The organism is Sulfuriroseicoccus oceanibius, from assembly GCF_010681825.2.
Lineage (GTDB): Bacteria > Verrucomicrobiota > Verrucomicrobiia > Verrucomicrobiales > SLCJ01 > Sulfuriroseicoccus > Sulfuriroseicoccus oceanibius.
Genome location: NZ_CP066776.1, coordinates 1,066,594 through 1,078,417, shown reverse-complemented (window position 1 = coordinate 1,078,417; position 11,824 = coordinate 1,066,594). Strand labels below are relative to the sequence as shown.

Sequence of the window (11,824 nt, the reverse complement as noted above, 5' to 3'; positions counted from 1 at the left end):
AATTACTTGCTGATCAGATCTTCCACAGGTGGAGCGAACTTGGTCAGGTCAATCCCCTGAACCGCATCCTTGTACTCTTCAAGAGTCGGCGTGCGGCCAAGGATCGCCGAGAGAATGACCACTGGTGTCGACGACAACAGCGACTCCCCCTTCTTGCGCTCGGAATCTTCCACCACGCGGCCTTGGAAAAGACGTGTCGACGTCGCCATCACCGTGTCGCCCTTGGCTGCCTTCTCCTGGTTACCCATGCAAAGGTTACAGCCCGGACGCTCGAGGTACATCATGTTCTCGTACTCGGTACGCGCTTCGCTCTTAGGCGCATTGTCGTCGAACTCGAAGCCGGAGTACTTCTGCAACATATCCCAGTCACCTTCCTCCTTGAGTTCATCGATGATGTTATATGTTGGAGCAGCCACCACCAATGGAGCTTGGAACTTCACCTCACCCTGCTGGGCTTCGAGGTTACGAAGCATCTGCGAGACAATCTTCAGGTCTCCTTTGTGGACCATGCACGACCCGACGAACCCGAGGTCTACCACTTTCTCGCCACCGTAGTAGGAGAGCGGACGGATCACATCGTGGGTGTAACGCTTGGACACATCTTCGTTGTTCACGTCAGGGTCGGCAATCATCGGCTCGTCGATGATATCGAGGTCCACCTCGAACTCAGCGTGGTACTTGGCATTGGAATCCGGAGTCAGCGCCGGCTTCTCACCGGAACGGATCTCGGCGATGCGCTTGTTGGCACGATCGATCAATCCCTGCAGCACCTTGTTCTCGTTGTCCATTCCCTTGTCGATCATGATCTGGATACGCCCTTTGGCGATCTCCAGCGACTCGATCAAGGTCTCGTCCTGCGAGATGCAGATCGATGCCTTGGCTTTCATCTCTGCGGTCCAGTCGGTAAACGTGAATGCCTGGTCAGCCGGAAGCGTACCGATGTGCACTTCGATCACACGCCCTTGGAACACGTTCTCACCGAACTTCTTCAGCATCTGAGCCTGGGTGGAGTGCACCACATCACGGAAATCAACGTGCGGCTTCAAGTCACCCTTGAAGGTCACCTTCACCGACTCAGGGATTGGCATCGAAGCCTCACCGGTCGCCAGCGCGAGCGCCACGGTCCCGGAGTCGGCACCAAAGGCCACACCCTTGGACATACGGGTGTGCGAGTCACCACCGATGATAATCGCCCACTCATCGACGGTCAGGTCGTTGAGGACTTTGTGGATCACGTCGGTCATCGCGTGGTATTCACCCTGCGGGTCACGTGCGGTGATCAGACCAAAGTCGTGCATGAACTTCATCAAGCGCGGAATGTTCGCCTGCGCCTTCTTGTCCCACACCGATGCCGTGTGGCATCCGGACTGGTAACCGGCATCCACGGTCGGGGAGATCACAGTTGCCGCCATCGCCTCAAGCTCCTGCGAGGTCATCAAGCCGGTGGTGTCCTGCGAACCGACGATGTTCACTTTGACTCGCACGTCGGATCCCGCGTGCAAGGTCAGACCAGGAGTCGTTCCCACCGCGTTCTTGTTGAAAATCTTTTCCACCGCGGTGAGGCCCTGCCCCTCGTGGGAAATCTCCTTCGACGGCGCGTACACGGTTGGAATCTCAATCCCCAAGGTCTCGGCAGCGAAGGTCTGGATCTTCTTGCCGAAGACAATCGCGTACGACCCACCAGCACGGATGAACTCCATCTTCTGCGGTGTCAGTGCCGACGAAATATCCGTCAACTCCTGCTCGCCATTGTAGAGCTTCTTGGTCTTCGTATTGATGGTGAGCTCAGTACCGGTTGCCACAGAATAGACCTGCTCGAGCACCGGCTCGCCGCTCTCGTCGAGCACTGGCTTGCCGTCCGCATCGAGCTTCTTGGTCCAGTTCTTGAGGTCGATTCCGATGCCACCGGTCACACTCACAGTGGTGAGGAAGATTGGCGAAATGCCATTGGTTCCCGCCACGATTGGGAAAATGTTCACGAATGGAACGTACTGGCTCGCCTGCTTACCGGTCCACAACGCCACGTTGTTGACGCCGGACATGCGCGACGACCCCACCCCCATGGTGCCCTTTTCCGCAATAAGCATCACGCTCTTGCCCGGATGCGCTTCCTGCAGCGCTTGAATCTCTTTCTGCGCCTTCTCCGAGATCATGCACTTACCGTGCAGCTCGCGGTCGGAACGCGAGTGTGCCTGGTTCCCTGGGGAAAGCAGGTCGGTCGAAATGTCGCCCTCACCTGCGATGTAGGTCACCACTTCGATCTTCTCCGGCACCTCAGGAAGCTTGGTGAAGAACTCCGCCTGGGCGTAGCTCTCAAGCAACTCCTTGGCATTTGCATTGCCCGCCTCGTAAGCCGCCTTAAGGCGATCGGTGTCCGCATCGTAGAGATAGACCTGGGTCTTGAGCACTTCCACCGCTTGCTTGGCGATCGTCGGCTCGTCGCCCAATGCCAAATCGAGCAGCACTTCCACCGATGGTCCGCCCTTCATGTGCGAAAGCAGCTCAAACGCGAATGCTGGCGTGATCTCCTCAACCACCGACTCCCCAAGGATGATCTCCTTGAGGAACTTTGCCTTCACGCCTGCCGCAGGAGTGGTACCTGGCAGCGTGTTGTAAATAAAGAATACCAGCGAGCCCTTGCGGTACTCGTTATCAACGTCCTTGATCTGCTCGATGATGGCAGACAGCAACTCAGCGCCATCAATCGGCTTTGGGCTCAGGCCCTCTTTTTTTCGTTCTTCAATCTCCTGAAGGTAATCGAGATAGATGCTCATAGGTTTTTGGATATCTGAAGGATTAGGGTTTGGTCAACCAGACCGCGGACTTTGCGGTTCAAAACAGGACTGAGGGTGAATCTGATTAAACGCGAGACCTCAGTGATGCAGATGCGTCCGGAATCGGGAAACTTCCACCTCGATTCCGCTGCCGGCCCTATCGGCCCGAATGGCTTCCGCGGTAAAACGGGTTGGTTGATTTGGTTCCGGTAACCTAGGCCTCAGCACCTACGGGTCAAGACATTCGTATGCCGATTCCCCACCCCGCCGCCACAAATTGAAACGCTGATCACAAGCAACTTGAAAATCAGTTGCAGAAATCCACACGCACCCGCGGATTCCGCGTTATACTCCCGCTGCCACGCCCCGGGCGGTCGCGCGGTGGAGACTTCGGTCGTCCGCCGTGAGGAAAGTCCGGACTCCGCAAGGTAGCGTGCCTTGTGAAAGCAAGGGAGCGCCGGCCTCAAAACCGACGCGACGGAAAGTGCCGCAGAAAATATACCGCCGATGGATGGGCCCAGCCCGTCACAGGTAAGGTTGAAATGGTGGAGTAAGAGCCCACCGCCCGTCCGGGTAACCGGCGGGGCACGGTAAACCCCACGCGGAGCAAGACATAACAGAGGAAACGGGTCACCTGCCCGGACCGCAACGCTTCGGCTGCGCGGATGCTCTCGGGTTCTCGTCGCACCCAGCCCTTCACACGGTTGGGATCACCGCCCCTGCGGCTGTGATAGATAAATGGTCGCCCATCGCGGTCGGTTCGCCGCCCGCGTGGACAAAATCCGGCTTACAGGGGCGTGGCACCTCTTCCTCCCGTTCGCCCGGCTGCGAAGGTCCTCGGCACACCTCGGCCTGGAGCCTCCTCACTTTCACTTGGAGCCACGAGCCCCCTCTTCTAGGGTGCCCCCATGCATATCCAAAACCTGGCCGACCAGTCTCCCTTCATCACCAAAGACGGCTCGACCATCCGCAGCATCCTGGATTCCACCAACGCACCGGTGGCCAACCAAAGCCTCGCCGAGGCCACCGTGCCCGCCGGCACCTCCACCGACCGGCATTACCACAAGCTTTCAGAAGAGTTCTACTTCATCCTCGAAGGCACCGGCACCATGGAGATCGATGAAGTTGAACGTGAGGTCGGCCCGGGCGATGCCATTCTCATCCCCGCCGGAGCATGGCACCAGATCACCGCCACAGAATCACTGCGATTCCTCTGCTGCTGCGCGCCGCCCTATTCCCACGACGACACCTATTTCGAATAACTCGGGGACTTCAGGCCTCCCATCAAAGTTGCACTCGTCTCTCGAATCTGCGAACCGATCAACGTTTAAAAACTTGTAGTCCACCCCGGTTTCAGGAGATACCCTGCGCGCTCCACTCCCCACGCCCTGATCCAACCCCGCCCATCATGCGCGCCAGCAGCCTCATCGCCTCGTCCCTCGCCCTGATCGCGACGCTCCTGCCCACGCAGGCCCACGCGGCCAGCGCCTGGGAGGACGAATCCGGACTCACCCAACTCCGATCTGAACTCGGTTCCTCTACTCCTACCGGCGAAGGCGTACGCGTTTCAATGGCGGAAGCCCCAGTCGGAGGCGGCTATTATCCTCAATCCGGCGGACCGGACAACTTCGCCGGCACCGGAGCCGACAACTATCTCGGTATCACATTTCTGCCGCAATCCGGAGCCCAGGCCTACAGCAGCCATGCAGCCGGTGTTGCCAGCCGCTTCTTCGACCGGTCGTCCGGCATTGCCCCCGGCATCACGGAAGTTTTGCTCTTCACCGCCAACGACTACCTCGTGTGGGCTCAAAACAACGCCGCCGGAAACCCGATCGTTGACACCGGACGCGTCCACAACAGCTCGTGGATCGGCGCCGCCCAAGAAACCGCTGACAACATCACGCTCATCAACGCATTGGACGCTTCCGCTATCAATCAAGGAGCCCTCCATTGCGTCGGCATCAACAACAGCACCGTCTCCGTCCCCATCCTCAACACCCACGGTTACAACAACCTCTCAGTCGGCAAAAAAGACGGCAATCATAGCTACGGCACCACCGGCGCCGACTACCCTGGTCCCGGCCGCATGAAGCCCGACCTCACCGGTGCCTCGACCACATCGAGTAACACCACCCCGGAAGTCGCCGGCTGCGCGGCGTTACTGTTTGAAACAGTCGACAAAAACAGCTCGCTGAGCAACGCCAACGACCCAAACGTCATCCGCGCGATCCTCCTGACAGGCGCCAGCAAGAGCGGCCTCCCCCAGTGGAACCGCGCCGACCAATCCAAACCCTACGACACGGTCTTCGGTGCGGGCCAGGTCAATGTCTACAACAGCTACCACGTCCTGACCGGCGGCGAACAGCCCCCATCGGAAACCACACCCGCTGCCCTCAAAGGCTGGGCCAAACCAAACTCGGTAGCCACACAACAGTTCCTGATCCGCATTCCTGAAGGCTCCTACGCAGACGAACTCGCCATCACACTTTCCTGGTTCCGCCGACAAGACGGACGCGACACAGGAACCGGCACCAGCGAGCGCGACGACCTCCACGTCATCCTCTATTCCCGCGACACCCAAGGCACACTGACCGAAATCGACCGCTGCCAAAGCCCGGTCGACAACGTCCAACATATCTTCCGCCGCAATCTGGAGCCCGGCGACTACCTCATCGAGGTTCCCGAAGTCAGCTACACATTGCGAAGACGAACCCGCGGCTTCGAGTACGCCCTCGCCTGGCGCGCGGAACTGGGCGCAGGCCCTCAACAATCCACAACCGCCGGCCAACCAGGCACCATCAACTTCTCCAACCTCGATCCAGCAGCCGGCTACACCGTCGAGCGCAGCACATCCCTAGAGTCTCCGTCTTGGACCACAGTTGGCTCTCTACCAGCGGGCGAACGTTTCTCCGCCACGTTCACCGACCCCGCACCACCGACCGATCGCGCGTTCTACCGCATCCGCTGGACCCAGCCCACCACACCAGCAGCCCCCTGATTTGTGGTGACATCCCCGGCTCGGCATGCCTAACATCTCCCCGCCATGCCAGGATCGGAGATTTCCACCATCCCTCTGCTCTGCAACCAATGCGGAGCATCACTGAAGGTCGCGGAGAACACAAACTTCGCCCACTGCAGCTACTGCAATTCCCAGCTCAAAGTCCACCGCAGCGGGGGCGCTGTCTTCTCCGAGGTCGTTGCCGAGATCAAAGAACGTCAGGACGAAACGGACAACCGGGTGCGCATTCTAGAGCTCGAAAACCAGATCCTCCGGCTCGATCAACGCTGGGATCAGATGCAAGAGCAATTCATGATCCATCCAAAAAATGGCCGACCCTACCTCCCTGACGAAAAGTCAGCTGCAGGCGGAATCTTGATGATCCCCTTCGCGCTGATTTTCGGCATCGTCGCAATTTCCATGGCCGGCGAAATCGGCTTCTTGTTCCTCTTGATCGCAGTGGCGGCCGCCGTCGCCTCCACCATTTCATCCAACAACAAGCGCAAGGAATACCAAGCAGCCAAGTTCTATCACGAGAGGCGCAAAGCCGACCTCAGGACGCAGATCCAACGCCTGCGATCACCAATCGACGGGCGCTGAAAGCTGCGAGAATGAACCTCGGCAACCCTCGTCACATCACCATCCCGAAGCGCGCGAGGATGCGGCTCATGACGTAGTACAAAGTCACCGTCAGCACGCATCCCGCCACCATCGACGGCCAGAAGCCAATCCCCTTTTTCAGCAGATACGGGATCAGCAAAAACGCAGGCAGGGACGGGATCACAAACCAAAAGACCCCAACCGAGTGGCTGGCGAGCTTTTCAATCGCCTCGTCAGGTTTTGCCCGCAGGTCGAAGTAGATCCAGAAAAACGTCAGCAACGACACCAGCGGCAACGAGGCAATCAAACTGCCTACCAACGGCTTGCTGTGCTTCACCACAATCTCGTTCACGATGTAGATCAACACCGCCGACGTCAGAATTTTAACAGCTACCAACATAATGGGATTAGTTGATTCGCGCGCCAACAACACGCGCACGCCGCCCCCCTCTCCAGACCTCAACAGCGGGCCCACAGAGGGTGGCTAATCGCATTTTTTCCTATCAGTGATCGTGCCCCTCACAGCAGGTGCATGCATAGGCACCGTTGCCGCACTTTCCGCATTCGCCCATCTTCACGGTAAAGCGGTCGGTCCCATTTTTGGCATCCGGACTCGCCTTCACCCGCACAATGGCCGGCACGGCATCGCCTTCGGGCAGAGGCTCGGTCGAAACGAGCACATCGCCCACCTTCTCAAACTCCAGGCGGGTCGGGTTGGTGCGCTCACCACAAATCACCACCACCTTCTGCGTCGTCGGGGCAATGACTTTGCCCTCGTCATCCAGGAACGTAATCTGCACCTTGCGCTCGGCCGTCACGAAGAACTCGGTAGGGGTCGACACCTTTTCCAACATCCGTCCGCCATTCGGCCCGGCCTGCACGTGCGCATGCCCGTGGTCGTGCCCTTTATGGTCTCCATGGTCATCGCCATGGGCGTGACCGTGGTCGCCGTGATCATGTCCGTGATCGGCGTGCGCATGGTGATCATCGCCAGCACACAACACTTGGCTATCAGCCATTACTTTACCGCCACAGACCGCCATCGCGACGGCCACTGCAGCACAACTTGTCATCAATTTGTTTTTCATAATTGTTATCAACGAATTGCTAATATCAAAGTTCGGCCACTCGTGGCCATTACTGGGTCGCAGGAGCGTTGGTCTCAACCGCCCGCAACGCCGCCTTTCTTCCAATCAAGCGGAAGACCGCAGGCGTCACCCCCAAGCCTAGAACCGTCGAGGTCACCAGACCACCCACAATCACCACCGCCACCGGGTGGAGGATCTCCTTCCCTGGCTGGTCCGCCGCCATCACCAACGGCACCAGCGCCAAGCCTGCGGAAACCGCAGTCATCAGCACCGGCACCAGTCGTTCCAAGGTTCCGCGTTCAATCATTTCCCGCGTAAACCCTTCCCCTTCATGGCGCATGAGATGGAGGTAATGAGAGATCATCATGATACTGTTGCGTGCGGCAATCCCAGTCACGGCAATGAAGCCCACCAGTGTTGCAATGCTGATGTTATCGATTTCGCGCCAAGTGAAAAGCACGCCACCGATCAACGCCAGAGGAATATCCGCCAGCACTTGGACCGCGAAAATCGGCGTCCCGAAGTAGCTGTAAAGTAGCAACGCGACCACCACCAGCACCACCACCGCCGAGATCAGAATGCGGTTCGCGGCATCGCGCTGAGCGATGAATTCCCCCTCGTAGCTGAGGAAATAGCCGGGCGGAATCTCGACTTCCGCAGCCACCCGTTGCTCGAGCTTCTTGATCAACCCGGTCAGATCGCGGGCGGTCGGGTTGATACTCACCACGAAGCGGCGCTGGGTGTCTTCGCGCATGATCACATTCGGTCCAGTCGCCTCGCGGATATCAGCCAGTTGATAGAGCGGCACACTGGCCCCACTTGCCGTGCGGATCTGCATGGTACGAAGCTTCTCCGGCGACTCGCGCCACGCCTCGGGAAGGCGCACTACCAGATCGATGGTACGTTGCCCTTCGTAAAGCTCCGCCACATTCTCGCCCCCCACCAATACGGAAAGCTGGTCGTTGAGGTCGCCCACATTGATCCCGTAGGCCTCGGCCCGTTCGCGGTCGGGCTCGATACGCAACTGGGGGATCGGCGCCTGTTGCTCAAGCTTCGCCTCTTCCAGCCCCGGAATCTCTTTGGCAATCTTTTGAATCTGCTCGCCAATCCGATGGATCTCATCCAAATCGGGACCAAACACCTTGATCGCCACCTTCGCCGGCACCCCGCTTAACATGTGGCCGATCCGATCTCCCAGCGGTCCGCTCAGCACACTGAACGTCCCGGGAATGCCCCGCATCGTTTCACGGATCTCATCCAACACCTCCTGCCGCGGCCGCGCGTCCTCTCCCTGCTCGAAGTCGATATCAAACTCCACCGTCGACACCGGCACCACGTGGTCGCCCCGCTCGGCGCGCCCCACGCGATAGCCCACATTGCGCACACCCTCGATCTGCATCAGCATCTTCGCCCCAATCATCGACAACTCGGTCGTTTGCTTGAGCGACGTCCCCGGCGCTGCGGTCGTTGCCACCACCGCGGTCTCTTCCTTGAACGATGGCAGGAAGTCCTTGCCCATCGTCGGGTAAACCGCCGCGGCAAAAGCAAACAAAAGCCCGGCAATGGTAATGGCGACCACCGGATGATCCAACGCCAGCTTCAGCCAGGTCTTGCGGAACCCAGCCTTGAGCACGCGCACCACCAAGCCGTCCCGGTGTTCTTTCCCCGGTTTCGGGTTGAGCAAAAACGAGCACAACACCGGAATCACCGTCAGCGAGACGACAAACGACGCCGCCATGCTCACCATCGTGGCGATCGCAATCGGCGTGAACAACCGCCCTTCCACGCCACTCAACCCAAGCAACGGCACGAACACCAGAATGATCAGCGTGGTCGCATAGAAAATCGAACTCCGCACTTCGCCGGACGCCGACGCAATCACCTGCAACTTCGGCTTCGGCTCGGCTAACATCGCATTCTCTCGCAACCGCCGGAACACATTCTCCACATCGACAATCGCGTCGTCCACCACCATTCCAATCGCCACCGCAGCGCCACCCAGCGTCATCGAGTTCACAGTGATCCCAAACCAGCGGAACACCAAAACCGTCACCCCGAAGGAAAGCGGAATCGCCATCAGTGTGATGAACGTCGTGCGCACATTCAGCAAAAACAGAAACAACACGAGCAACACCATCAGCGCCCCGTCGCGCAACGCCTCAAGCAGGTTATCAATCGCGTGGTTGATGAAATCCGACTGCTGAAACAACGGCTCGATCACCACCCCGGCGGGCAATGCATCCTGCAACTCCTCGATCGCCGCGTTCACTTTGTCGGTCATTTTCAACGTGTCGAACCCAGGGGACTTGGTGACACTCACGATCACGCCGGGCACGCCATTGATCGCCGCGTCTCCGCGCATCGGCTCAAGGTCCCAGGCCACCTCACCCACGTCCGACAACGTCACCGGGCGGTCGTTTACGTACTTTACCACCGTGCGCCCAATGTCCGCAGGCTTGGTTGTCATGCCCAGGTTGCGCACCATGATCTCCTGCGCACGCGTGGTCAGGAAGCCGCCGGTTGTGTTCTTCGCCGCCGCCTCCGCCGCGGTCATCACCTCATCAAAGGTCACGTCGTGCGCGAGCATCTTGTTGGGATCCGGCTGGATCTGCAATTGCTTCACCCCGCCCCCCATCGACAACACCTCCGCCACTCCGGGGATCCCCTTCAAGCGCTGGCGCACCGTCCAGTCCGCCTCGGTCCGCAGATCGCTCGGGCTCACGCTTCCATCCGGACAACTGATCCCGATCAACATGATCTCACCCATCAGCGACGCCACCGGGGTCATGAAGGGAGTCACCCCTTCGGGCAACGTTTCCGTGGCCAATTGCAACCGCTCCCAAACAAACTGCCGCGCTTGGTAAATGTCCGCGTCCCAGTCGAACTCGACATAGATCAGCGACAACCCGGCGTCCGACTTGGAGCGCACCCGCGTCACCCCGCTGACGCCCATCAATTCGTTTTCCAACGGCACCGTAACCAGCGTCTCCACCTCTTCCGGGGCGTAACCCGGAGCCTCGGTGAGCAGCGTCACCGTAGGCTTGGTAAGGTCAGGCAACACCTCCACAGGAAGGTTGGTTGCAGTCCGGGTTCCCGTCACCAGCACCAGCAACGCGATGACCACAATGATCATGCGGTGGCCGAGCGAGAACCGAATCAAATGATTCAACATCGTTCTATCAAAAGTAAAGTTTCACCCATCCGGGCACTAGTCACGTGGCTTGCGCGTCGCCACACTCACCACCAACAAAACCAAGAGCACGCCACAGGCGATCATCAGGAACCGGGTGAGCAACGGATTGCCCCCACCTCCATTGCCAGCCGCCGCTTGCTTGGCCGCATCTTTGGCTTTCTTCTGCTCGGCGGTCATCTCGGAGCCGTCTTCGTTGTGCTCGTGACCGTGGGCCGCATCGAGTGCCTCCTTGAGCGAAACCCCGCCGCCACCGGCATAGCTCAGCGGATAAGACCCGCGGGTCACCACCTCGTCTCCAAGGAACAATCCGCTCACCACCTCCACCAGTTCATCGTTCATCTCCCCCACCACAATCGGCGTCTTCACATACACATTCGGCGCATCGATATGACGGATGAACACAAAGCGGTCGGTCGGCGTGCCCTGCAAGGCATCGCGCGGCACCGCCAGCACATCGTCGCGCGCATCGAGCACAATGGAAAACTCGGCACGCATCCCCGGACGCATCTTGAACTCTGGGTTCGGCACGCGGAACACGGCATCAATCGTTCCGCTCTCCAGGTTCGCCTGCGTTCCAAAACGTAACAACTCACCGACAAACACCGTCCCGCCCACGGCACTAACTCGGATCCTCGCCTGTGCCCCCACCTGCAGCTGCGCCGCCAAATGCTCGGGCACCCGGGCCACCGCCCACACTTCACTCAAATCAACCACATCAAAAACCTCCGCAGACGGGTCGATCGGTTCGCCAAGACGCGTGTGCGACTGGGTCACCATCCCGGAGATCGGTGCCTTCAACGGGATCACCGGCGGCGGATCGCCTGGCTGGCGGCTCTCCACTTGCAACATGACCTGCCCCTTCTCCACCTGGTCACCCGGCAAGGCCAGCACCTCGATCACGCGCCCGGCAATCCGGCTGCTCACCACCGCATGGTTGGACGGCACTTCCTCGATCCGGCCGATCGCAAACGCTGTCGTTTCAAACGACACCTCATCCGCTTCCACCGTCTGCAGGCCGATGTTCTCCGCCCCCATGTCCGACAACATCACCGAGCCCGGAGGCAACGCTTCCTCCGCACCTTGTGCAAAGCCAACCACCGCCGCACAAACCGCGACGGAAAAGATCTTATTAAATAACTTCATCTTAAGTTCTGAAAAAAATTCCCTATTC

At 59.2% G+C, this 11,824-nt stretch carries 8 protein-coding genes and 1 other RNA gene; 4 read left to right on the top strand and 5 right to left on the bottom strand.

The window, feature by feature from the left end; genetic code table 11:
- Window positions 1-2 precede the first annotated feature (2 nt).
- The gene (locus G3M56_RS04170; protein ID WP_164364446.1) at window positions 3-2,774 is read right to left on the bottom strand and encodes a bifunctional aconitate hydratase 2/2-methylisocitrate dehydratase; all 2,772 of its coding nucleotides are present in this window, start codon (window positions 2,772-2,774) and stop codon (window positions 3-5) included.
- Window positions 2,775-3,132: 358 nt separating this feature from the next.
- On the opposite strand from G3M56_RS04170, the gene rnpB reads away from it, so the two are divergent.
- From rnpB to G3M56_RS04150, 4 genes are all read left to right on the top strand, one after another.
- Window positions 3,133-3,580: RNase P RNA component class A (gene rnpB, locus G3M56_RS04165), an RNA gene on the top strand.
- A 102-nt stretch (window positions 3,581-3,682) separates the two neighbouring features.
- A complete protein-coding gene (locus G3M56_RS04160) occupies window positions 3,683-4,036 on the top strand; it encodes a cupin domain-containing protein (protein WP_164364444.1) in 354 nt (117 codons plus the stop codon).
- A gap of 146 nt (window positions 4,037-4,182) precedes the next feature.
- On the top strand, window positions 4,183-5,772 hold the full coding sequence (locus G3M56_RS04155) for a hypothetical protein (RefSeq protein WP_164364441.1): 1,590 nt from the start codon (window positions 4,183-4,185) through the stop codon (window positions 5,770-5,772).
- 45 nt (window positions 5,773-5,817) lie between these two features.
- Complete coding sequence (locus tag G3M56_RS04150; protein ID WP_164364438.1) at window positions 5,818-6,372, top strand: hypothetical protein; 555 nt, start codon at window positions 5,818-5,820, stop codon at window positions 6,370-6,372.
- Window positions 6,373-6,403: 31 nt separating this feature from the next.
- Here G3M56_RS04150 and G3M56_RS04145 read toward each other — a convergent pair whose 3' ends face one another.
- The 4 genes from G3M56_RS04145 to G3M56_RS04130 all read right to left on the bottom strand — a co-directional run bounded on the left by G3M56_RS04145 (window position 6,404) and on the right by G3M56_RS04130 (window position 11,796).
- Window positions 6,404-6,772 carry a DUF3147 family protein gene (locus G3M56_RS04145; protein WP_235203583.1) on the bottom strand — a complete coding sequence of 123 codons (369 nt, stop codon included), beginning with the start codon at window positions 6,770-6,772 and terminating at the stop codon, window positions 6,404-6,406.
- 103 nt (window positions 6,773-6,875) lie between these two features.
- Window positions 6,876-7,460 (bottom strand): hypothetical protein, encoded by a 585-nt coding sequence (locus G3M56_RS04140; RefSeq protein WP_235203582.1) that lies wholly within the window; start codon window positions 7,458-7,460, stop codon window positions 6,876-6,878.
- Window positions 7,461-7,509: 49 nt separating this feature from the next.
- Entirely contained in the window at window positions 7,510-10,632 is a 3,123-nt protein-coding gene (locus G3M56_RS04135; protein ID WP_164364436.1) for an efflux RND transporter permease subunit, read from the bottom strand.
- 36 nt (window positions 10,633-10,668) lie between these two features.
- Window positions 10,669-11,796 carry an efflux RND transporter periplasmic adaptor subunit gene (locus G3M56_RS04130; protein ID WP_164364433.1) on the bottom strand — a complete coding sequence of 376 codons (1,128 nt, stop codon included), beginning with the start codon at window positions 11,794-11,796 and terminating at the stop codon, window positions 10,669-10,671.
- Between the last annotated feature and the right edge of the window lie 28 nt (window positions 11,797-11,824).

Bases quoted from the DNA above. Each gene is read 5' to 3' on its own strand.
- G3M56_RS04130 (WP_164364433.1), bottom strand. From the start codon at position 11,796: ATGAAGTTATTTAATAAGATCTTTTCCGTCGCGGTTTGTGCGGCGGTG.
- G3M56_RS04155 (WP_164364441.1), top strand. From the start codon at position 4,183: ATGCGCGCCAGCAGCCTCATCGCCTCGTCCCTCGCCCTGATCGCGACG.
- G3M56_RS04160 (WP_164364444.1), top strand. From the start codon at position 3,683: ATGCATATCCAAAACCTGGCCGACCAGTCTCCCTTCATCACCAAAGAC.
- G3M56_RS04170 (WP_164364446.1), bottom strand. From the start codon at position 2,774: ATGAGCATCTATCTCGATTACCTTCAGGAGATTGAAGAACGAAAAAAA.
- G3M56_RS04145 (WP_235203583.1), bottom strand. From the start codon at position 6,772: ATGTTGGTAGCTGTTAAAATTCTGACGTCGGCGGTGTTGATCTACATC.
- G3M56_RS04150 (WP_164364438.1), top strand. From the start codon at position 5,818: ATGCCAGGATCGGAGATTTCCACCATCCCTCTGCTCTGCAACCAATGC.
- G3M56_RS04140 (WP_235203582.1), bottom strand. From the start codon at position 7,460: ATGAAAAACAAATTGATGACAAGTTGTGCTGCAGTGGCCGTCGCGATG.
- G3M56_RS04135 (WP_164364436.1), bottom strand. From the start codon at position 10,632: ATGTTGAATCATTTGATTCGGTTCTCGCTCGGCCACCGCATGATCATT.